Origin of the sequence: Paenibacillus sp. OV219 (assembly GCF_900110075.1) — a bacterium.
Classification (GTDB): Bacteria; Bacillota; Bacilli; order Paenibacillales; family Paenibacillaceae; genus Paenibacillus_Z.
Genome location: NZ_FOCJ01000005.1, coordinates 49063 through 71584, shown reverse-complemented (window position 1 = coordinate 71584; position 22522 = coordinate 49063). Strand labels below are relative to the sequence as shown.

The window sequence follows — 22522 nt, the reverse complement described above, 5'->3', positions numbered from 1 at the left end:
TGGATGAAGGGAGGTTATGGGATGAATACGATGAAGCAGCTGAATGACGCGATGCAGTATATCGAAGAGCACTTATGCGATGAAATGAATTTTGAACACGTATCGAGAATCGCATGCTGCTCCGAATATCATTTTAGACGGATATTTTCGTACGTTTCAGGTATGTCATTGAGTGAATACATCCGCAAAAGAAAATTGTCGTATGCAGCAAGCATCCTACAAGCTGGTAATGAAAAAATCATTGATATCGCATTCAGACTTGGTTATGAATCACCCGATGCTTTCAGTAAGGCATTTCAAGCCATGCATGGTATTAGTCCATCACACGCACGGAAAGATGCTGTTATCCTTAAAACATTCCCTCCTTTAACCTTCCAACTAACACTAAAAGGAGGATATGAAATGAATTACAGAATCGTTGAAAAAGGTGAGTTTTATATGATGGGTGCCCGGGGGAGAATTCCTTTGATTTACAACGGTCCGAACCCTCATACCGCAAATGTATGGAAAAAGTTGAAGCAGGAAGATTTGCTGGTATTAACGGAATACACCAAGATTGAGCCGAGAGGCATACTCAATGCATATTCAAATTACGATGACAAGCAAGTTGAGGGGACCGAACTGGATTTAGTTGTAGGCATCGCGATGGAAGAACCAATGCCCGACCGTTTTAAAACAAGATTTGATGTATTGCCAGTTGAAGCTTCTACGTGGGTTGTATTTACAACGATCGAGAAACGACCCTATGAAACACAGGATACATGGGGCCGAATTTATTCGGAATGGTTTCCCACATCCGGATATGAAATGACAGATGGACCAGAAATACTTTGGTATGAAAGTTTTGATTTCAGTAAGCCGGATTTCAAAACTGAAATTTGGATTCCAATCAAAAAAATACTTGGCGAAAGTAAATGACTATAGCGCGCGAAATAGATTTATTTAGAGACAGTAGCCGGTCAAATAACCGGCTGCTGTATTTTGGATTGATCAAGAGGGGGATTACTGAATGTTACCTTTATCATTTACAACCGAAGAGGCGATCGAATTTGCTGAGCACGGCTGCATCGAAGAGTGGGTACACCTTTTTCTGAAGACGGCGGGAGGTAACGAGCCATTTTCTGAAGGGCTTAAGCTTCAGCCTAGATATTGGACGGGGCCAGTGCGTTTACCGCTTCAAGAGCTTATCCGGTGCTGCGGCCCGGAAGCGGAGATGGAATATTGCGTCTCGCAGGGCAGCTGGGACATGCATGTAGCAGAGCTGATGGAGCTCTATCGCAAAGGCTGGTCATATCCGCCGTTGATCGTTCAACTTGTGGACGGGCATCTTTCGATTCGGGATGGCAATCATCGTCACGAAGCCATGCAGCGTCTAGATTTCGCGGATTGCTGGGTCATTCTATGGGACAGTGAAAGCAAGGAGAACCTAGATCAGTATGTGAGCGTTAGTCAAGGTAGAAACAGGAGGGCATAAATGAATATTGAAGTCGAATTAGCCACTCACTCTTTAATCGGTTCGCCGGTACATGGGAAGTAAGGCAAACAGTCGGTAACCAGCCTGCTTACACTTTCTGGAAACGAGTCATTGCAGAATATAAAAAGAACAACGACTATCAAGAGAAATTGCTACATAATGAAAACTGGAATGGTCCTGTCTTTGTCTTCGAGTCGAGCAAAGATTGAACTACGACGGGGATGATTCATTTGATTTGGAGGGGCAAGAAGTGTACGGAGTAGTTGCTCATTTTGACCAGAATATCCATTCATACGAACGTTTTAGGTAAGTAAATCGTACGTTATTCCAATTTGGCAGGATAGCTCAATCATTTCGCGAATACAACCTTGGTAGTGAAATGCAAGAAAACCAGATTCACGAAAAGAGGTGCTTTCGTTGTTGCAAACGGTTACAGGTCAAATTACTGCGCTGGAAGCTGGACGAATATTAGAACATGAGCATGTGCTCGTTGGGTTTGTGGAAGACGGCAAGCTTACACCGGATATGTATGACCGTGACGAGGTGGTCACGTCCATCCTTCCGTTTTTGTTGAAGTTGAAGGAAGCCGGATGCAGCACGATGGTGGACTGTGCACCGGAGTATTTAGGACGGGACCCTTACATTTTGCGGCGGTTGTCAGAACTGTCTGGAGTCCATCTAATTACGAACACCGGATTTTACAAGAAGCCGTATCTGCCTTCTTTCGTGTATGAGATTTCAGAAAGAGACCTAGCCGATATATGGATTCGTGAAGCAAGGGACGGCATTGGAGAGAGCGGGGTGTACCCGGGTTATATCAAAATCGCGCTTAATGACGGAGCAGCAATCGACGATATGCAATTGAAAATCCTCCGTGCAGCTATGCGAACCTCACTGGAAACCGGCCTGCAGATTCAATGTCATACGATAGGCTCTGAAGTCGCCATGCACGCCTACGAGATTATGAAACTAGCGCAGTTCGAACAGGATCGATTCATTTGGGTGCATGCGCAAACATTCAAAGTCACTGATGTCTACAAGCGGCTTGCGGAGGCCGGAGGTTGGATCTCAATCGACTCCATTCTGCCGGGGACGTATGAGGAGCATGTGGATCTGCTAGGTCAATTACTAGACAGCGGCGTCGGTGACCGAGTGCTGTTGTCTCAGGATACCGGTTGGTATAATGTAGGACAGGACAAAGGCGGCAATATGCGTCCTTATCATCACTTATTTACTGACTTTTTCCCTGCAGCAGTGGCTGGGAGGCTCGATCCACAGTGGCTTGAGGAATGCGTTACTAGCCATGCCTTTCAGGCTATGAGTAGGCGATCCTAGCAACAAATACCAGATCGTACTAACGTTTGGTAGAGGCACGCGGAGCATTACCATTCAAAACCATCGCCTTAATAAGACGATGGTTTTGTGATTTATATGAAAACCCAGTATCAGCCGAGCTCATTAACAGCTCGCGAATGGCGAGCCGCCTGCTTGCTTCTGCTGTAAAAGACGAGAACGCTGAGTACGCTGAGCAAAGTCATGGCTGCGCCAGTAAAGAGCGCCGGCACAATGTGGTCACCGAAGTCGGCTGGTGACTGGATAACAGCGCCGGATTGGAAGACGAGACCACCGATGGCGATGCCGAACACACCTCCGAGCTCGCGCATCGCGTTGTTAACACCGCTTGCCTCACCTGCGGCTGATTCTGGTACCGAGGAGAGGACGCCATGCGAGAGCGGGGTGAAGCTCAGTCCCATGCCGGTTCCGGCCATTATCATGAACGGAACCATGTAGCCAAACGGAAAATCGACGCCTAGATCGAGAATTTGCAGCCCGAATCCGAGCAGTGCGCCTCCTTGGAGCAGTAAACCAGTCAGCAGAACGGTGCGGGTGCCGAGCTTCCCAACCGCCAGACCTGCAAGTGGCGCGGCCAGCATGGTACAGCCGGTCCATACCATCTCTCGTACGCCGGCTTCCAGCGCGGAATTGCCTTGCGCTTGCTGAAGAAATAGCGTGAGCAGGAAGATGGCGCAGAAGATGCCGGCATTCATCCAGAAGCTAGCCAGAACGAGGCCGGTGTATTTGGAACGGCGGAAGAGCTCAAAGCGGATCAGAGGATATTTGCGGGTGCGTTCCCACAGAAAGAATAGTGCTAGCAGCGCCGCGCCGCCGACAAGATAGGAGAGGACGAGTGCGGATTCCCAACCGTCGTTATTGCCGCGTTCGAGTCCGAAAACGATACCGAACAGACCAGCTCCAAGGATTAAAATGCTGGGCACATTGACCGGTTTGCGTTCGCCACGTGCTTCAGGCAGCCAGCGCATGCCAAGTAAGAAGGCCAGGACACCAACGGGAACGTTGACCCAGAATATGAGCTGCCAAGGAGCGCCGTTGACGATCAGACCACCGACAAGCGGCCCGACGGACAAGCCGAGTCCTGAAATGCCAGACCAAATTCCGAGTGCGACCGCTCTTTTTTCCGGAGGAAATGCGGAATTGACGAGCGTCAGACTAAGTGGAACGACCGCAGCGCCACCGATGCCTTGGAGTGCACGGGATAGTATAAGCTGAATTGAGCTTTCGCTAATACCGGAGAGAGCGGAGCCGAACGTGAACAGCACAATGCCGGTCAGGAACATCCGCTTGCGGCCAAAACGTTCACCAAGGACACTGAAAGGGATAAGCAAGACGGAGAACGCGAGAGTGTAAGCGTTCATGAACCATTCCAGGTCGGAGATACTGGCTTGAAATGATTTTTGAATCGCGGGCAGCGCGACACCGATGACGAGATTGTCGAGCATTGCCATGAATAGCGCAGCACAGGTGATGGTGAGCAGTTTGACACGTGAGGATGTAAACAATGATATCACTCCTTTTGTTATTTATTAATAAATAAATAATTAGCTGTAAAAGCTTAATTATTTATCAATAAATAAATTCTTCGCCGAACAATACGCAGCGGGATCGTTTGACACAAAGTCATGGAAAAAAGTCCGCTGCGCGTCATTACTTCACTCAAACAGTGTCGTTCCGTTGATGTTCGTGATTCTCTGGATCATTCTCCCGCCATCGACACAGATACGGTAGGTCAAGCGTTTCCGACATTGCAATCAGGAGACCGAAGCTGATGAAGTTGCTCGCTTTTTGCTTAGGCTCAGCAAGTCCGGCTTGCGTGAACCGGTTCAAGACGCGATCGTAGACCATCTCCATTTGACTGCGTGTATGGATACGAATCGCAGGCTCGGGAGTCGTATATGCCATCATAATCAATAGGATCTCATCCCGGTGATCGGCTAGCAAATCGATAAATGCTTTGCCCATTGTTTCCTGCAGCATATCTGGCGGCGCCTGAACGGAGCTGAACGCATACAGAATGCGCTGATAGGCGCGCTCTAAGACAGCTAGATACAACGATTCTTTCGTCTTGAAAAAATGAAATACGTAAGGTTGGGTAACGCCAACGGCCTCTGCGACTTTAGCAGTCGTCGTCTTGTAATAGCCGTTCTCTGCAAAGAGAGTTGCAGCAGCATCAAGGATCTGTTCTTTGCGGTTTAGGGAAGCGTCTTCTTTGGATGTCATTTCGAATGTGCCACCTTAAGCGTTATTTATTGACTAATAAATTAATAACATATGGTACAAGTGTCTGTCAACGACCTTACGAACAATTAGGCAAGTGGGAGGATTTCAAAGAGGATTTGCATAATATTACTAGTTATGGTATATAAGGCACTTGAGACGAAAGGAATAAAAGTCGAGTACGTTCTAATGGACAACGAAGGAAATTTCTATTGCAATACCCCAATACGGGATGTTAAATTTTGGGTAATTGGGATTGTAATGAAGTTTAAATATCGCACTTGTACAGGTAGTAGCTAAAGGAGGAGTTTATGACTTATAACGAGGTTGTTAATATCGCTGATGCTTATTTAATTCCATTGATATCTGAGCTGTACGGGTTGGAAGGCTATCTAACCAAGCCTATTAAGGCACATTCCGGAGGGCGGAATGTCGTTTATACCTGTGAGAAAGAAGGCGCCGACGTAAAAATACTCAGAATCTCCTTCTTAAATGACAGGAGCCGGGAAGATTTTCTGGGCGAAGTTGAGTATATCAGGTATTTGTTCGAGCATGGCGGAAGTGTCTCCGATGTAGTCAGTTCCCAGAAGGGGAATCTGCTGGAAGAGATCACCCATAATAATCATACCTATTTTATCTGCTTGTTTGATAAGGCTAAGGGTAAAATGCTCGTGGAAAATAGTTACCGGTACCGCGAAGGCGCTCCAATTAATGAATATTATTATAATTGCGGTAAAGCCCTGGGGAAAATACACCAATTATCACAAGAATATCGTCCTGGCTCGCGTCGGTATAGCTTCTTTGAAAAATCAATGCTGAATTTATCGATAAACTGCTTCCCGGTTCGTTAACTCTGCTGAGGGAGAAGCTGTTTGAGCTCCTTCACACCTTAGAAGGATTGGACAGGAACTGTGCTTCTTTCGGTGTGGTTCATTTTGATTACAACGATGGGAATTATTCGATAGATTTTGATACCGGACAAATAACCGTATATGATTTCGATAATTGTTGTTACTGTTGGTATATGTTTGACTTGGCGAGCCTCTGGACACTAGGAATGGGCTGGATACAGTTCGAACCAGACGCCGGTAAACGTAAAAGATTCATGGATGATTACTTTGAAACAGCCCTCGCAGGATACAAATCCGAGACCGAGATCGACAATTCGATGTTGGAAATGTTGCCAATATTTATCTAAGTAAACCTCATGGAAAATATTGTTGATGCATTCGAGGTCATGCGTAACAACGGCGAAGTGCCGGATTGTGATGAGGAGTTGTCATATCGTATCCGATGTCTGGAATACGATATCCCGTATATGGGGTTTTTCCATGATATTTACTCGTGTGAAGAACCCTTTGAGGTTGAAAAAAGAAATATTTAGCTGACTTCAAGGTAGCAGATAATAACAGTACTCATGGACAGCCGCGTTTATCGCGGTTTTTTTGCGTCGACTACATTCGACAAATTTATGGAAAGTAGTTCTTTTTGCTCAATTAACATAACATGATATACCATTTATATATAGTATTATGGATATAATTGTCTCTGTTATATTGACATAATATTAATATATTCTATATGATTAGGTGACTGAAGCCGATTGTATGTCCGTATGCGAATTGGCTTTTAGTGTAGTCAAATATAGAGGAGGACTGTAATTGACCAGTAAAATCAAGATACCTAAGCTTATTGTTCTGCCCATTGCACTTGCGCTTTCGATTACACCGTTAATGCCAAATGGAGTACCCCGTGCTCATGCTTTCGAAGCTGCGGATGCCAAAACAGCGATTGAGTCGTATAATGCTACATTCTGGGATGCAAATGCCAAGTATTTCTGGAAAACCTCTAATCATGACGGATATCAAGACTTTTGGGTGGAGGCAGAGCTGTGGGAGCTTGTCATGGATGCTTACCTAGAAGCCACCGATCCGGTTCTTAAAGCGAAGTTGCGTGCCCAGATTGACGATGTATATGACGGGGCTGTAGCGAAGTATGGACAGGACTGGAAGAATAACACGTTTAACGACGATATTATGTGGTGGGCGATGGGAAGCGCAAGAGCCTATCAGATTACGAATGACCCGAAATATCTCGAGAGAGCGGAATATTATTTTAATTATGTTTATGATACGCAGTGGGACGATGAATTTGCAGCTGGCGGCATTTGGTGGAAGAGTGATGACCGTACTACGAAAAATGCCTGCATTAACTTCCCTGCTGCAGAAGCAGCTGTGTTCCTGTATAACGCGACTCAGAACGAGCGTTATCTGGATGCAGCGGAGCAGATTTACCGTTGGGGTAAAACGATGCTGACAGACGGGAACGGAAAAGTGTTTGACCGGATCGAGACGCAGAGAGGGCCAGTCCCGGATGCTACTCATTATAATCAAGGTACGTTCATTGGAGCAGCCGTTGGTCTATATCAGGTAACTGGAGACAAGATCTATCTTGATGATGCCATCGATGCAGCCACCTTTACGAAAGAGAGACTGGTGGATGCTAATAAGCTGCTGCGCTATGAAGGCCCTAATGGAGACTTGAAGGGTGGCAAAACGATACTCGTTCGTAATCTCGGCTATCTTCAGCAGGCTGTAAATACGCGCGAGGAGAGCACGTATCAGTCTTTTGCCGAAGGTTATAACGAATGGCTTGCCTTCAATACGGATATGGCATGGAGCCACCGTAATAATGCCAATCTAGTGGATGGCAATTGGGCGGGACAACAGCTGTCAGGCACGTTTGAATCATGGAGCTCAGCTGCGGCTGTACAAGCTTTGACGGTACTCGATCCTCATGCCAATGTGCTGGAATATGCACGCAAAGATCCTTACAGCAAGATCGAAGCGGAGAACTATAATATCGTTCAAGGTCCAGGAATGGAAGACAGCATTGAAGGCTCGCTCCAGCTTGGTGGGATTCAGAACGGCTACTATGCCGCTTATAAAAATGTGGATTTTGGTACGGGTGAAGGTGCAAGCGGTTTCATTGCTCGTGCATCAAGCGGTACGGGCGGCGGTAATATCGAGATCAGGCTGGATGCAGTTGATGGGCCGAAGGTAGGCACATTACATGTCGAAGGCACCGGCGGCTGGAATAATTTCATTGATGCTGGAACGCTGCTAAAAGACGATCAAGGCACGACCAGCTCAGTGACTGGCGTCCATAATGTATATCTCGTATTCAAGAAAACGAGCGATAACTACTTGTTCAATCTGAACTGGTTCAAATTTACGAAGTCCGATCCGACGAAGACCGATGCTTATGCCAAGCTGCAGGCAGAGCAATTTGTAAGCAGTGAAGGGCTAGGCATTGACAGTAGCGGACAATTTGCTGACGGTATTCACAATAATGCTTATGCTTCTTATAGCGATATTGATTTTGGCTCCGGAGCGGCAGGTATAACGTTGCACCTCACAAGTGGTAATCAGGGCGGCTCCGTTGAAGTGAAACTCGACAGTCTCGATGGTCCTACGGCAGGTGTGATCGACATCCCGGCACTCGGCAGCTGGCAGAATTGGGTCGACATCACCTCAATTATTGATGATACGAAGGCGGTTGGTATTCACGATGTGTATCTGATCTTCCATGGAACAGACGGCAGCGACTATCCTTGCAATCTGGACTGGTTTACCTTCTCTACGATAAAAGGTAAAGCAAGAGATGCCTACAGCAAGCTGGAAGCAGAAAATTTCACCAACAGTGTACAAGTAGGTACGGAAAACGGTGGTAATCAGACTTACTTGGCAGGTGTATATGGCCCGAACAATCCGTATGCGATGTACAACTACATTGATTTTGGCAATACAAGCCCGACCGAATTCCATATCCAGGCAGCAAGTGCAACAAACGGAGGAACGATAGAGGCACGTATCGACGGTATTAACGGACCTGTCATAGCGACTGCCACGGTAGGTGGAACAGGCGGTTGGCAGACGTTCAAGGTGTTTGACGGCCAAGTAACGGCTCCTGTAACGGGTAAGCATCTCGTCTATCTATTGTTCAAAGGCAATGACTGGTTATACAACTTTGATAAATTCACCTTTGGTAATGTATCCGTATTCACGGCGGAACCTCCGGCACCTGAGCCTGTCGATGATGATACAGCGCCAGGAGAGGTAGAGAACGTTCAAGTAACCCGTAATAGCAGCGAAATGACTGTGTTATGGGATGGTCCGTATGATCTTGATGGTGACATCGTGAACATCACGCTGCTACGTGACGGTGAGCAGGTTGGAGATGTACGCGAGATCAAACGTGGCGTTCAGACAGTTGTGTTTACTGGCATTGAAGCAGATCAGAACTACACGCTCCGGTTCAGTACCGCAGACAAATCTGGTAATGAATCCGCGGGTATTACGGTAGACGCGAATGCTGCGCCTGTCTATGCCTTGACGGTGAATGGAGCTGCTATATCAGATGGAGCAGTAGTAGATGATGACAAGTACCTCCGCTTACAAGCAGGAGATGGCCAGACTGCTATTAAATCGGCAAGTGTGACCTTTGACGGCAAGAAGTATTCGTTATCGTTAACTTCGGGCCCTTCGCGTGATATTCGAGTCGGGCTGGCTGGACAGCTCGGAACAAAGAGCGTTACTGTTGAGGTAGAGGATGCGGCAGGGAATAAGCTTCAGAAGACGATATCTATTCAGGTACAGACGAGTATCGGTAGTCTGACTAATCTCGTTGCCAAATACAAAGCAGCTAACGAAATAAGTAGTTCATTGGCTTCACAGCTGACGAACAGCCTAGATCAGGCGCAGCATCAATTAGACAAAGGCAAGCATGATCAAGCGATTAAGTTTATGAACAAATTCATTGATCAGGTTAACAAGGAGAAAAAGAATAACATTTCGGATCAGGCGAAGTCCGTATTAAATACGGATGCGCAATCGCTTATTGGAAGCTGGTAGGCGAGGACAGTGATTAACGGGTAAAAGAGAAGAGACGCATCGAATTGACCACTGTGCTGGACAAATTCGATGCGTCTCTTCCATATGGTCATTTAACCCTTTTCAAGGGACGGACTATTTGCTTGTGCGCCAAGGAGACGTCGCGACAACAGCAGAGCATAAGCCAGAAATACGAACACGATAAAACCATACAGCAGATAATAGCCGCCGATATTGTAGATTAGACTGCCAACAATCGGGCTGCAAGCCATTCCCATATAACGGAAAAAGTTATACGCTCCAACGGCCGTTGCACGGTTCTTCGTGAAAGCTCCGGTCAGCAGCGTTGTCTGAACGGGGAGCGAGAGCCCGAGGAATAATCCGAAGAGTATAATTCCTGCCAGCAGCCAAGCTAATGAAAATGAATAAAAAATGATGAAAAACAACACCGAAATCGCATTTAAATAAGTCGTCAGAACAAGAAGCTTCTCTCCATCAATCCGTGATTGGAACTTTCCTCCTAAATAACTACCGACCACGAGACAGAGTGACATCGGCAGAAATACCAGTCCCTTTTGCTCTGCTGATAAGCCGTAACGATCGCTTAAGATGTTTGGCAGGAAAACAAGAAAATCGTAGAACACATAATACTGAATAAAGCCAAGGTAAATGATGGACGATCCGATCCGATTCTGAAGAATCGCTGCAAAATCCCGCAGTTGAAAGCGACCTACTTCGACGGTGTCCGGCTTCGTTTCCTTCAAATACAGGTAGTTGAAAATTAGAACAAGCAATCCTGTTGCTGCAAGAGCTAGAAACACTGAGTGAAAATTGAACAAACCGCTTAAGAAGCCGCCGATGACCGGCCCGAGCACAGGGCCAAGCGAAACCAACATCTGAAAGGTTCCCATCGCTTGGCCGCGTTCTTTTCCATCGAACAAGTCACTGATGACCGTAACGGCAACAACGGATCCCGCTGCAATTCCGATAGCTTGCAACGCTCGGAAGAATATGAGCAGCTCAATATTTTCAGAGAAGAAGCACCCGACCGAAGCGATAACATACAGCGATATTCCGAACAGCATGACTTTGCGGCGCCCCTTCGAGTCAGTAAGCGGACCATAGATCATCTGCATGATGGCAAGAAATAAGGTGAACACGGAAATCGTCAAATTTACGACGAATGAGGTGGAGTGGAGTTGACTGGCAACTTCCGGTAACACCGGGGTGTAGATCGTTTGCGTGAACGGCCCGAGAAATGCAGCAAACGCAACGAGATAAACAACGAATTTACGATTCATGATGTTCCATCCTTTCTATGAACTGTTATTGCCATCGTACTTGATATCCATTATTTATTCCAACGCATTGCATGCTATATTCACATTGACTAGAAGGAATGAATGGAGCGTGCGAGTTTGGAACTTCTTCAACTGTACTATTTTCTCGCGGTAGCTCGTTCGGAGCATGTGACAGAGGCTGCCCGGAGTCTGCACGTCACGCAATCGTCATTAAGCAAAACGATTCAACGTCTTGAGGAAGATCTAGGAGTCTCGCTATTTGATCGAAAAGGCAGGAAGCTGCAATTGAATGCGTTCGGAAGAAGCTTTCTTCGACGAACAGAAAGGGCTTTGTTCGAATTGGAGCAGGGCAAGCTAGAGCTTAACGACTTACTCAACCCCGATCATGGCACACTTGAATTAGGGGTGACTAGCGCAAGTGTATTACCGGGCATTCTTCGTGAATTTCGAAAAAAGCGGCCCAATATTCAATTTCATGTGCAAATGCTGACTACACAGGAAATGGTTATGCTTCTGGAAAGAGGTGAGGTCGATTATTGTTTGTCCTCGCCGCCTATCGAACGAGATGACATCGAATGTCAAATCGTGTACATCGACCCCATCCTTGTGGCCGTTCCAAAGGGGCATTGGTTGGCAGATCGAAGCAGCGTATCCTTGACCGAGCTGAGGGATGAATGGTTTGTCGGAGTAAAGGTCGGCTTCGGTACGCGCGATCTAATGGATGCGGTATGCAGATCAGTCGGATTTGCACCTCATTACGTGTACGAGGGGGATGAACCGGCGAGGTTGGTCAATCTGGTGGAAGCCGAGATTGGCATTGCCTTCATACCAAGCACGGCGAGGAATGAACGAGCCCAAATCCATTATCTCCAGGTAGAGACTCACGAAGTGGTACGGGAAATCGCATTGTTGTGGCATAAGAGTCGATATCTATCGCCGGCTGCATTGGAATTTCGCGAGATCGTTGTAGCATTTTTCGAGACCATATCCAAACAGACCAATTAATTCCATAATAAGAAACGAATTTGGGCAAGCTCAATTAAAGCACAGGAGGTCCAACGTTATCTCATGAAATGGCCGCGAAAATCGCGGTTTTTTTCATGCTTCGAGCGTACAAGAAGCCATAATAAGGAACTAAAATTGAATTGATTTACTATCTACTAGAAGGTAGAATGAGCCCATAGTTTGATCATTTAGTAGATAGGTAAGACGGATAAGGGGGAATTACAAGTGGAAATAGGCATCGATACTTTTGTGGAAACAACGCCAGACCCCAGAACGGGTGAAATGATGAGCCACGCTCAACGTTTACGTGAGGTCGTTGAAGAAATTGTACTTGCGGACAAGGTCGGCTTGGATATCTTCGGCATCGGCGAGCATCATCGGAAGGAGTTCGCGGATTCCGCTTCAGCCATGGTGCTGGCCGCCGCTGCCCCGATGACCAAGAACATCCGCCTGACAAGCTCGGTTACGGTGCTCTCCGCAGCAGATCCAGTACGCGTCTTTCAGCAATTTTCGACGTTGGACGGTATCTCGAACGGGCGAGCTGAAATTATAGTGGGCCGCGGGTCCCTGGTCGATGCGTTTCCGCTATTTGGCTACGATCTGGACGATTATGAGGAGCTGTTTGAAGAAAAGCTTGAATTACTGCTAAAAATCAGAGACTCGGAGCACGTCACTTGGAGAGGCGGGCATCGTCCGGCCTTTACGAATTTGGGGATCTATCCGCGTCCAGTCCAGGACCCGCTGCCGGTATGGATCGGAAGTGGGGGCAACCCGGAGTCGGCCATTCGCGCCGGCACACTAGGCCTGCCGCTGGTCTTGGCGATCATTGGCGGAAACCCGTTGAAATTCGCGCCTGTCCTACAGCTCTACTAGAACGCGGCAGCTCGCGCTGGCCACGATCCATCGAAGCTTCGCATCGCGCTTCACTCCCTCGGTTTCGTCGCAGGAAGCAATTCGCTCGCAGCGGAACAGTATTACCCGCCGACCAAGGCGTCGATGGACTATTTCGGCCGCGAGCGCGGTTGGAGCTCTTATAACCGTGAATCCTTCGACTCCGCTTGCGGTCTTGAAGGCGCCTTGTACGTCGGAGATCCCGAGACTGTAGCCGATAAAATCTTGTTTATGGGCGAACAACTGGGTTTCTCACGGTTCATCATGCATATGCCAGTGGGCACCATGCCGCATGACCAGGTCATGAACGCGATCAAATTGATGGGTACTGAAGTCGCGCCGATCATCCGGGAGAAGCTCGCGAAAAAATAATACACTTGACTATTCATGAGGATCAGACAGGTACTTGACTTCCGTATGCTATATTAAAAAGGTGATTTTCACTTTGAAAATAACTATTTTACGGAGGCACCTTATGTTTCAGTATAGCAATCAGCAATATACAGGAGTAGAATTTGGCTCACAAGATTTAAAGTATGGCGAGCTAACAAGTTGTACGTTTAATCAGTGCTCGTTCGCGAATGGAACATTAAATGAAATTGTCTCCAGCAACTGTCGGTTTATAGAATGTGATTTTCGCGGGGCATCGTTAAATGGTTCTATTCATAATGAAACCGCATTTGAGAATTGTCGTTTTAACGGAGCTAACCTGTTCGTATCGAAATTTGTTGCGTGCAAAATGACAGGTTCGGATTTCTCCAGCGCCACTATGGATGGAATCTCTATTATTAAAGGTGACTGGTCCTATACAAATTTGAGGCATTCCAAATTAGTCAGACAGGATTTGCGTGGGGTTAAATTTCATGAAGCTGACTTATCAGGAGCCAATTTAGAAAAGGCCGACCTACGAGATTGTGATCTGACGATGGCGATACTCGCCAATGCGAAGCTGCATGGCGCAGATGTAAGAGGGGCAAAGATGGAAGGAGTGGATTTCAAATCACTCACCGTTACAGGAATGCGAATGGATAGGGAGCAAACGGTGCTGTTTACCCTCGCTTACGGTGCTAAAGTAGGTTAATGGAGGCAACAATAAAACAAGGGCTGCTCATTACGAGCAAGCCCTTGTTTGTTATATCACTTCGTCTTGTTATTCTTACGGTGAAGCTTTCGGTGCCGAAAATGATTTTCTGCTCGATGAAGCGGATTGACTACTCATGCCGTCTAATAGGTTGGAGGTGGTTATAGTGAAGCCGGCCGGCTTGAAATCCCATGAAAACTTTAGGAAAGACCCCGCGCAAGCGCTTGAGCAGCTTATGGAAGCGTTCGGTTCCGTCGTGATGCGCACCGCTTATTTCTATACAGGTGATCGTCATCTCGCTGAGGATATTAGCCAGGAAGTATTTTTGCGAGCGTATCGTAATTGGTCATTGTTTCGGGGGGACAGCGCCGTTAAAACGTGGCTGACAACCATTACAGTCAATGTATGTCGAGACAAAATGGGTGTTCGGATGTTCACAGAGCAGCCGACAGACCTCAGTCATATGGAGCTCGGACGAACGATCAGCGTCGAGGATCAAGTGCTTGAACAGCTGAAGAAGAGCGAGGTGCTGCAGCATGTGCTGTGCTTGCCTTTACCCTATCAGGAAGTATTGTATCTGTATTATTATTTGGAGCTAAGCACGAAGGAGATTGCGGTTGCAACGCAGTCTCCCGAAGGAACGGTCCGTGGCAGGCTGCATCGAGCGCGTGAGGCGCTCGCCCGGAGAATGGATAAGGAGGAATAGACAAATGACAAACATGGATCAGGATCATAAATTAGGTCGGCAATTTCGAGAGGAGTCGGATGAGATGCTCTTTGCTACAGTTGAATTAAGTGATCAATTAAAGCAGAAGATCCGGCAGCAAGCAGCTGTGGAGAAGAAGCGCCGCATGTTCATATTCTCGAAAGCATGGATGAATGGAATTGCGGCAATGGCTGCGGTAGTTCTCATTGTTGCTGGCATTCTGGTGTTTCAAGGGCCGTCCGCGCAGTCGCCTGCTCAGAATCAAATTGGCAATGTAGATGTACCCTCGACTAATGAAGGTGTGACTGGATCAGAGCTGTCCCAATTGGTAACATCGAATCTAAATACGGTGGAAGAAGCTCAGCAAGCTTTCGGACCAGGACTGCTCGTCCCGAGCGAATTGCCAGAAGGCTTCACACTCAAGGAGATTTCTGCGGTGGGGATGGCAGGCGAACTGGCGAGGGACATCAATTTCACGTATGGATCTGGCGATAAGACGATCACGTATGTCGTAAGCCGTATGCAAGCAGCATTTCCGACTGATCTGTTCACCAAGACGCAGATTGGCGGGAATAACGGACTCATTTTTGAACAGCCAGAGCTCACGGAATTGTATTGGATGGTCGACGATGTCCAGTACTCGATTGTAGGCAATCTGACTGGCGTTGAAGCAAGGAAGGCTGCAGAGTCTGTACAGTAAGGGGATTATTAGATGAAAACCGTCCATTAGGACGGTTTTTTCTTTTGTCATATGAAAGAAGGATTCCTTTGACTTTTTATATTTCGCACAATATCAAAAGTGATAAGTAGTAAGTAATAAGCAGTATGTAAAAACTTCGAGAGGATGACATGACCATGTTAAACCATTTATCAATTCCCCAAGAGTTTGTCTTACTTGCACTAGATCGTGAAACCAATAAACTAAAGTCTATGTTTCGAATGCATGTTGCCTTGTATACGTTAATCGCTTGTATCATGGAGCTTTCTATCAATGGCAACGTTACATTCGAAGACGATGATACGGTCAGAATATCAGACTCAGCATCCACAGGAGAAAAATATCTGGATAGATTAATCGAAATTATGGCTGCTGAGAAACCAAAGAAGCTAACGAAGTGGGTTTCTTACTTTTACTACAGACAAAAAGAAATATATAAATTGGTTGTAGAGAGTCTTGTAGATAAAGGAGTTCTAGAGATTGAAAATACGGTGTTTTATTAGTTCATCCAGTAAAAAAATATTCGGATGTAGCAAATACGCTGAACCACATCGTGGAGAAGATTCGAGCTGAGTATCTGGCTGGCGTCGTGCAAGGTTTCTGCTACACGCAGCTGACGGACGTGGAACAAGAAATTAACGGACTCTTGACTTACGACCGCGAGCCGAAGCTGCCGCTCGATGCGATTAAAGCAATTGTGGAAGGCCACTAAAACACAGTTCACAATGATTCAAAACACAAGAAATCTCGCAGACGTAGGCTCTGCGAGATTTTTTTAAGTTTCCAAACCTCGAAGCCTGATCATCCGCCAAAATCGAGGAGGCATTCGAACACGGCATGCCTCACATGTTACAATAAGCTGGAAATCAAAATCCCTAAAGAAAAGAGATTTGTACCATGATCCCTATTAATAGAATGGAAGTGGAAGCCGAGCTCCGAAAATTCGTCGGGTCAGAGGCTTATATCCACAGCGAAGCTACATCGTTCGTATTCGTCCGCAATTTCAAGGTACAGGTAACGCACGCTTTTATCGCGGGGGAAGGGTCCTTCCGCGCCGCGCTCCGATTCGACGGGCACGGCTGGCTGCGGATGGAAGCGCTCACTCATTTCGAGGTGGATGGGCTGGGCCGCCTACTGCTGGCGGGCTATGATGACAGAGGGCGTATGAACGTCGCGCTGCATCTAGGAAGGGAGCCGTTTGCAGAATGAACCATGAACAAGCGCCGAAACGCAAGCTGCTGGCGGTATTCGCCCATCCGGACGACGAGTCGTTTATTTGCGGGGGCACGCTGGCCAAATACGCCTCTGAAGGCGTCGAGATCACGCTAGTAAGCGCAACAAAGGGCGATATGGGCCGCCGAATGGGCAACCCGCCGTACCTCAATCGCGAATCGATGGCCCTCGCTCGCGAGCAGGAGCTGCGAGAAGCATGCGACTGCCTGGGCATCGGTAGGCTGATCTTCTTCGGTATCCGCGACAAAACCGTTGAATTCGAGGACGAAGCATCACTTATTGAGCGCATCGAAGCGCTTATCCGCGAAGTGGAGCCGGACGTCGTGCTGACGTTCCATGAACAATACGGCGGACATCCGGACCACTGCGCGATCGGCAAAGCCGCGACGGCTGCCTTCCGGCGTTCGGCGGACAAGAGCAAGCTGTACTTCATAACGTTCGGTGACGCGCTGGAGCATCCTGAGAAATATAAGTACACCAAAAAGGACGTCGTCCGTATCGACGTCCAGGCGCACAACGTAGCTAAGCTTGCCGCGTTCCGCGCTCACCGCTGTCAGACCGAAATCGACGAATGGGTATGGCAATCCGATAAAGCTGCGCTGTCTCGGTTCGGGAAGTATGAATATTTCCTGAAAGGGGATGTCAACACGCCGCAGCAGGCAAATGACGATTTGTTTTAGTTGTTGTGTTTGCGTTCATGAACGGCAAAGAAGCCGCTAGTAGAATCTAGCGGCTTGTGTGTTCGCTCTAATAGCGCCGAAAGCGCCTTGCTTCAATGTCAATAAGCTGCGTGATGGCGTCGGCCGTGCATCATCTGCAGCGGCTTACCTACGAATGCGAACCTTCATCAAGCGCGGACGAGGCCAATGTCTGGATGACCGAACTGTCCATCGGGGGGTTGTGCAAGCCGGCGCGGACGTCACGGTAATAGCGCTCTAGCGGATTCGCACGCGACAGACTGGTGCCGCCAACGATACGCATGGCCAAGTCCACGACGCGGATGGCGTTGTTCGTGACCGTATATTTCGCTAATCCGAGCTCAGGTTTCATCGCGGTTCTTTCCGCAGGTTCCTTATCCCATCTTTCGGCTGCCGCATACAACAGCGTGCGGGCGGTACGAAGCTCGATCTCCATCTCCCCGATCGTCTGTTGAACAGAAGGGAGGGTGGCAATTGGCTTATCCAAGGAATTGGGCTTATAAGTGCGTGCGAATGCAAGTGCATAGTCGCGCGCGGAGAGGGCGATACCCATGTAGCAGGCCGGAATATGCAGCAGCCAACCACCGCCGTCATCCGTGCCTTTGCCGGTCAGCCGGCTGTCCGCACCGGCGAAGGCCCCGTCAAGCACGACGTCATGGCTACCCGTCGCACGCATCCCGATCGTGTCCCATGTCTCCACGATCGATACCCGGTCCGACCGATGGACGAGAAAATCGGCCGTACAGTCTTCGTCCGGGATATAGGCGGACACGACGAAACGATCGAGAATCGGCGACAGCGTGCTGAATGTCTTGCGTCCCGAAATCCGCCAACCGCCGTCCGCGGCAACCGCGGTCGTCTCTGGACGGCCGCCGCGGCTCGGGCTGCCGGAGGACGCTTCGCTGGCAAACGTGTTGATCATCGTGCCGTCCTTTACGACTGAGCGACACAGTGCCTCGAACGTCTCCGCCGGCCACTTTCCGGTCGTGCGCAAATGCATGATTTGGCCGAGATGCCAACCGACGGCAAGCGAGGTCGAGCCATCCCCGTAAGCGAGCCGTTCCTGCAATAAGACGAACTCGTACAGCGAGATTTCATCGCCGCCGAAAGCCCGAGGAACGGTCAGCTTGAGATAGCCATCCTCCCGCAGGTCGGCAAAATTCTCAAACGGAAACGAGCCCTCGCGATCGTACTGGGGCGCACGTTCCGCGAATCGAGCTGCCAGCCGCTCGACGAGTGCGGCTCGGTCCCGTTCTTCTTCATTGCGGATGGGGCTGTCAATGAATCGTTTCATCATGGCTCACTGGAAGCCCAGTATGGGATGTGGCTGGTACAGTTCTTCCAGCTCATGGATTTCGCTTGCAGTGAGCGAGAGCGAGAGCGCCGCTGTCGCATCGTCCAAATGTTCGGGCTTCGTCGCGCCGATGATTGGCGCCGTGACCGCGGATTTGCTCAGCAACCAGGCCAGTGCCACTTGAGCTTGCGGTACCCCGCGCTCGGCCGCGATGCTCCTAACGCGTTCGACGATCGCTCGGTCCGACTCGACGGCGGACGTATATAGCGTCTTGCCGAACGCGTCGGTTTCCGACCGTTCGCTGATTTCGTCCCAACCTCGCGTCAAGCGGCCGCGGGCCAGTGGGCTCCACGGAATAACGCCTACACCGAGATCTTGGCAGAGCGGAAGCATTTCTCGTTCTTCCTCGCGGTACAGCAGATTCAAATGATTTTGCATGCTCACAAATTTGGTCCAGCCGTGCTTCTCCGCCGTGAACTGCGCTTTGAGAAACTGCCAGGCGTACATGGATGAAGCGCCAATATAGCGGGCCTTGCCGGACTTGACGACGTCATGCAGCGCTTCCATCGTTTCTTCGATCGGCGTATGCGAATCAAAGCGGTGAATTTGATAGAGATCGATATAGTCCGTGCCGAGTCTTTGGAGGCTGTCGTCCACTTCGCTTAGAATCGCTTTACGCGATAAACCGGCGCCGTTCGGGCCTGGCCGCATGCGGCCGTGAACTTTGGTCGCGATGACGACGTCCTCGCGCCGGGCGAAATCCTTCAGCGCGCGTCCCACGATTTCTTCGCTCGTGCCATCCGAGTAAACGTTGGCCGTATCGAAGAAATTAATGCCGAGCTCAATCGCCTTACGGATGAAAGGGCGGCTTCGCTCTTCGTCAAGCGTCCACGAATGCGATCCTCTTGACGGTATGCCGTAGCTCATGCAGCCCAGACATAGTCTGGATACCTCCAGGCCGGTTTGGCCGAGGCGTGTGTAATCCATATTCGATTCCTCCTCTGAATTCGTCGATCGATTTGGCGAACGGAGTCTGCTAATCTAGCTGTTAACTCTATCGTAACGTTTTTTCGATGGGATCACAATTTCCTTCGGAATCGGATACGGTAAATTACAAGATCAATTATGGAAGGGAGACTTGAAAAATGCAGAAAGCAATCGTTGTTTATTACATTTCCGAAAAGAAAAACAATCTCGATGAATTGAATAATATGCTTGAGAATGGGTGGAAAGTCATCAACCAAAGCCCGATGGGTGGCGAATGTGGTACCGCTATGTATTCATTAGTAATCCTTTCTATTTTGCCAGAGTAACACATCCGCTTCACCTACAATATGATGAGTCTAGAAATCTAAAGAGGTGAGCCAATGGCTGTCGTAAAATCCAGAAAACAGGATATTGATATGCTGGCGAGGTTGCTTCGAGCTGAAGCTGAGACCGAAGGCGAAATGGGCATGCTCCTTGTTGGAAATGTTGGCATTAACCGAATAAGAGCGAACTGCTCTGATTTTAAAGATATCCGGACAATTCCTCAAATGATCAACCAACCGCATGCCTTCGAAGCGTTGCAACATGGTATGTACTATCAAAATGCAAGAGAGAGGGAACGCCGACTGGCGCAACGGGCGGTGAATGGTGAGCGGAATTGGCCAGCCAAATTCTCCTTATGGTATTTCCGTCCAGGATCGTTCGATAATCCTGGGCCATGTCCGGCAACCTGGTATAATCAGCCATTCGTAGGACGATGGAAGAAGCACTGTTTTTATGAACCGACCGGTGCAGAATGTGAAAATGTATACAATACTTTTTAATCAAATTAACGAAAAGAGCCCAGGATCGGGCTCTTTTTTATTATCGGATCAAGGGAGCTGCGTTAGCGCACTGCTCCTATTTCGTCACCTAGCAGAGGATTCCCGAATGCTGCTGGCAATGAAAAACTGCGCCGCATAGTAGGTGCTCATAATCCATATCGTGGAATAGGAGATGTCCGAAACGAACATGTTCCAAGAGAGGATGGAGTCGGAGGCCAGGAAGAGCAGCGATCCGATTATCGCGTTACGATTGCCTGTTAATATCGCCGTCCAAGCCATCAACGAGATAATGGTGATATAAACGAGAACAGGCGCTATGAGTCCGCCGTCCCCGCTGTCTTGAAGCGCGTTCATAAGGCGGTGGCCCATATACCCGGCATAGAGAGCAATCGGTAGAAGAGTTGCGGCACGCGGCCAGGAGAAACGGAGCTGCCTCGTGAAAGATGCGATGTAGAACATATGTCCGATCAGAAATGCGGAGAGCCCGGGAACGAACCATTTCATGAGTCCGTCGCCGCACATGGAGAAGAATAGCCCGAACAAGAGCAGCCAATGCTTCGGCTGCCTTGCAGGCGGACAAAGCAGGCTGGCATACGTCAGGATGAGCGCCATTGGAATCAGCTTGAAAACCAGCTTCATGCCTGCTGGTTCGGCTGGAATGACGAATACGTACAAGATGCTCATAAGTGCGATGGCATATGGAAGTAGCTTGCGGATCAATGGCTGCTCCTCCTAAAGGAATATGTGATTGATTTACAACATTCGATATCATTTCCCCTGTTCCTGCTACGCTCACTGAGACAAGTTTTAATGGGTCCATGCATACAAATAACAATTTAAATGTGAGCAATGTGGGATAGGAGGGAATGTTAAGGAATTGGCGAATGTAGTACTGTCACGCAAAATAATCGCAGTTGGCGATTGCAAAGGGGCTTTCTGCGGAAGAAAGAGGGCTAATAAATGAATGTCTACCAAGCTATTGATTTCATTCAGAACGATGAGCGAATCGCACTGCTAAAGTTGTCGAATCACTCGCATGAGCCCGAGCACACCCATAATTTTGTCGAACTAGTGTATATTTTGCGAGGTACAGGTAGACACCAGGTAAACGACCAAACGTATAAGGTCCAGCGTGGTGATTTGTTATGGATGAATGTAGGCGATCGTCATTCATTCGAGGATGTAGAAGGTATGGAGTATATGAATATTTTGATTCAAACTGATTTCTACAACAGACAATTGATTTCACTTGAACCGGACGAAAGCTTTTTTTCACAAGAGCTTTTTCTAGAGTTTCATCCTACTCTGCAGCGATCTTCGCGACAAATCCGGTTTATAGGCGGCTCCATACTGGAGCTGGAGGAGTTGCTCGAAACGATGTACATGGAGTACACGAATAAGAACTACGGTTATCGAGCCATGCTAAGCGGCTACACAACGCTGCTGCTAACTTCTGCTTTTCGTAGGATGCAGGACAATCTTCAAAACGGAGCAACCCAAGACATTCAGATATTACTGCCAAAGCTATTGTCATATATCGAACAACATTATGCCTCCCCGATCACACTCCAAGATCTTGCCAAAGAAAGCTATTATTCCTCTTATTACATTAGCAAAATGTTCAAAGTTTGCTGCGGCTATACGTTTACCGAGTACGTCCAGAAAGTAAGACTTCGAGAGGCGAAGCGCATGCTGCTCGAGACTGTCGAATGTGTGGGTTCTATTGGAAAGAGTGTGGGTTATTCCGATAAATCACAATTTTATCGGTTGTTCAAACTGTATTACGGACTTACACCTCAGCAGATGCGCGAACAGCATATAACAAATTGAAATCGCTTACATTCG

23 protein-coding genes and 1 pseudogene are annotated in these 22522 nt (G+C 48.2%); 18 read left to right on the top strand and 6 right to left on the bottom strand.

Annotated elements, in window-relative coordinates; genetic code table 11:
* Positions 1 to 21 precede the first annotated feature (21 nt).
* The 3 genes from BMY11_RS14075 (at position 22) to BMY11_RS14065 (ending at position 2809) form a co-directional block, all read left to right on the top strand.
* The gene (locus BMY11_RS14075) at positions 22 to 918 is read left to right on the top strand and encodes an AraC family transcriptional regulator (protein ID WP_090576992.1); all 897 of its coding nucleotides are present in this window, start codon (positions 22 to 24) and stop codon (positions 916 to 918) included.
* A 91-nt stretch (positions 919 to 1009) separates the two neighbouring features.
* Positions 1010 to 1474, top strand: a complete 465-nt coding sequence (locus BMY11_RS14070) for a hypothetical protein (RefSeq protein ID WP_090576990.1) — start codon at positions 1010 to 1012, stop codon at positions 1472 to 1474.
* A gap of 417 nt (positions 1475 to 1891) precedes the next feature.
* Complete coding sequence (locus tag BMY11_RS14065) at positions 1892 to 2809, top strand: phosphotriesterase family protein (protein WP_177182640.1); 918 nt, start codon at positions 1892 to 1894, stop codon at positions 2807 to 2809.
* A gap of 110 nt (positions 2810 to 2919) precedes the next feature.
* Here BMY11_RS14065 and BMY11_RS14060 read toward each other — a convergent pair whose 3' ends face one another.
* Positions 2920 to 4332, bottom strand: a complete 1413-nt coding sequence (locus BMY11_RS14060) for an MFS transporter (RefSeq protein WP_090576985.1) — start codon at positions 4330 to 4332, stop codon at positions 2920 to 2922.
* 154 nt (positions 4333 to 4486) lie between these two features.
* A complete protein-coding gene (locus tag BMY11_RS14055; protein WP_090576982.1) occupies positions 4487 to 5050 on the bottom strand; it encodes a TetR/AcrR family transcriptional regulator in 564 nt (187 codons plus the stop codon).
* 308 nt (positions 5051 to 5358) lie between these two features.
* Here BMY11_RS14055 and BMY11_RS29280 point away from each other — a divergent pair, with 308 nt between their 5' ends.
* The 3 genes from BMY11_RS29280 (at position 5359) to BMY11_RS14045 (ending at position 9960) form a co-directional block, all read left to right on the top strand.
* On the top strand, positions 5359 to 5898 hold the full coding sequence (locus BMY11_RS29280; protein WP_256217474.1) for an aminoglycoside phosphotransferase/kinase family protein: 540 nt from the start codon (positions 5359 to 5361) through the stop codon (positions 5896 to 5898).
* A gap of 47 nt (positions 5899 to 5945) precedes the next feature.
* The gene (locus BMY11_RS29275; RefSeq protein ID WP_256217473.1) at positions 5946 to 6245 is read left to right on the top strand and encodes a phosphotransferase; all 300 of its coding nucleotides are present in this window, start codon (positions 5946 to 5948) and stop codon (positions 6243 to 6245) included.
* 463 nt (positions 6246 to 6708) lie between these two features.
* Positions 6709 to 9960 (top strand): carbohydrate-binding protein, encoded by a 3252-nt coding sequence (locus BMY11_RS14045; protein ID WP_256217472.1) that lies wholly within the window; start codon positions 6709 to 6711, stop codon positions 9958 to 9960.
* A 92-nt stretch (positions 9961 to 10052) separates the two neighbouring features.
* Here BMY11_RS14045 and BMY11_RS14040 read toward each other — a convergent pair whose 3' ends face one another.
* On the bottom strand, positions 10053 to 11240 hold the full coding sequence (locus BMY11_RS14040) for an MFS transporter (RefSeq protein ID WP_090576979.1): 1188 nt from the start codon (positions 11238 to 11240) through the stop codon (positions 10053 to 10055).
* A 117-nt stretch (positions 11241 to 11357) separates the two neighbouring features.
* On the opposite strand from BMY11_RS14040, the gene BMY11_RS14035 reads away from it, so the two are divergent.
* The 9 genes and pseudogenes from BMY11_RS14035 (at position 11358) to BMY11_RS14000 (ending at position 17554) form a co-directional block, all read left to right on the top strand.
* The gene (locus BMY11_RS14035) at positions 11358 to 12245 is read left to right on the top strand and encodes a LysR family transcriptional regulator (RefSeq protein WP_090577821.1); all 888 of its coding nucleotides are present in this window, start codon (positions 11358 to 11360) and stop codon (positions 12243 to 12245) included.
* A gap of 225 nt (positions 12246 to 12470) precedes the next feature.
* Positions 12471 to 13508, top strand: a pseudogene (locus BMY11_RS14030) (LLM class flavin-dependent oxidoreductase).
* 103 nt (positions 13509 to 13611) lie between these two features.
* Entirely contained in the window at positions 13612 to 14217 is a 606-nt protein-coding gene (locus tag BMY11_RS14025; RefSeq protein WP_090576976.1) for a pentapeptide repeat-containing protein, read from the top strand.
* 166 nt (positions 14218 to 14383) lie between these two features.
* The gene (locus BMY11_RS14020) at positions 14384 to 14923 is read left to right on the top strand and encodes a sigma-70 family RNA polymerase sigma factor (RefSeq protein ID WP_256217471.1); all 540 of its coding nucleotides are present in this window, start codon (positions 14384 to 14386) and stop codon (positions 14921 to 14923) included.
* A gap of 4 nt (positions 14924 to 14927) precedes the next feature.
* The gene (locus BMY11_RS14015) at positions 14928 to 15623 is read left to right on the top strand and encodes a DUF4367 domain-containing protein (RefSeq protein ID WP_090576970.1); all 696 of its coding nucleotides are present in this window, start codon (positions 14928 to 14930) and stop codon (positions 15621 to 15623) included.
* Positions 15624 to 15778: 155 nt separating this feature from the next.
* Positions 15779 to 16144, top strand: a complete 366-nt coding sequence (locus BMY11_RS14010; RefSeq protein WP_177182639.1) for a GOLPH3/VPS74 family protein — start codon at positions 15779 to 15781, stop codon at positions 16142 to 16144.
* A 50-nt stretch (positions 16145 to 16194) separates the two neighbouring features.
* Positions 16195 to 16353, top strand: coding sequence for a hypothetical protein (locus BMY11_RS28885; RefSeq protein ID WP_177182636.1), 159 nt, complete (start codon positions 16195 to 16197; stop codon positions 16351 to 16353).
* A 185-nt stretch (positions 16354 to 16538) separates the two neighbouring features.
* Complete coding sequence (locus tag BMY11_RS14005) at positions 16539 to 16850, top strand: DUF1806 family protein (RefSeq protein WP_090576964.1); 312 nt, start codon at positions 16539 to 16541, stop codon at positions 16848 to 16850.
* On the top strand, positions 16847 to 17554 hold the full coding sequence (locus BMY11_RS14000) for a PIG-L family deacetylase (protein WP_090576961.1): 708 nt from the start codon (positions 16847 to 16849) through the stop codon (positions 17552 to 17554). The genes BMY11_RS14005 and BMY11_RS14000 overlap by 4 nt, the downstream gene beginning before the upstream one ends.
* Positions 17555 to 17702: 148 nt before the next feature.
* Here BMY11_RS14000 and BMY11_RS13995 read toward each other — a convergent pair whose 3' ends face one another.
* Both BMY11_RS13995 and BMY11_RS13990 read right to left on the bottom strand, forming a co-directional pair.
* Positions 17703 to 18866 (bottom strand): acyl-CoA dehydrogenase family protein, encoded by a 1164-nt coding sequence (locus tag BMY11_RS13995; protein WP_143069283.1) that lies wholly within the window; start codon positions 18864 to 18866, stop codon positions 17703 to 17705.
* Between the two features lie 6 nt (positions 18867 to 18872).
* Entirely contained in the window at positions 18873 to 19853 is a 981-nt protein-coding gene (locus tag BMY11_RS13990; protein WP_090576958.1) for an aldo/keto reductase, read from the bottom strand.
* Positions 19854 to 20011: 158 nt separating this feature from the next.
* Here BMY11_RS13990 and BMY11_RS28880 point away from each other — a divergent pair, with 158 nt between their 5' ends.
* Complete coding sequence (locus tag BMY11_RS28880; RefSeq protein ID WP_177182638.1) at positions 20012 to 20179, top strand: hypothetical protein; 168 nt, start codon at positions 20012 to 20014, stop codon at positions 20177 to 20179.
* Between the two features lie 54 nt (positions 20180 to 20233).
* Complete coding sequence (locus tag BMY11_RS13985) at positions 20234 to 20677, top strand: cell wall hydrolase (protein ID WP_090576956.1); 444 nt, start codon at positions 20234 to 20236, stop codon at positions 20675 to 20677.
* A gap of 84 nt (positions 20678 to 20761) precedes the next feature.
* Here BMY11_RS13985 and BMY11_RS13980 read toward each other — a convergent pair whose 3' ends face one another.
* The gene (locus BMY11_RS13980; RefSeq protein ID WP_256217470.1) at positions 20762 to 21397 is read right to left on the bottom strand and encodes a lysoplasmalogenase; all 636 of its coding nucleotides are present in this window, start codon (positions 21395 to 21397) and stop codon (positions 20762 to 20764) included.
* Positions 21398 to 21637: 240 nt separating this feature from the next.
* On the opposite strand from BMY11_RS13980, the gene BMY11_RS13975 reads away from it, so the two are divergent.
* Complete coding sequence (locus BMY11_RS13975) at positions 21638 to 22507, top strand: AraC family transcriptional regulator (RefSeq protein WP_090576953.1); 870 nt, start codon at positions 21638 to 21640, stop codon at positions 22505 to 22507.
* Positions 22508 to 22522: the final 15 nt, after the last annotated feature.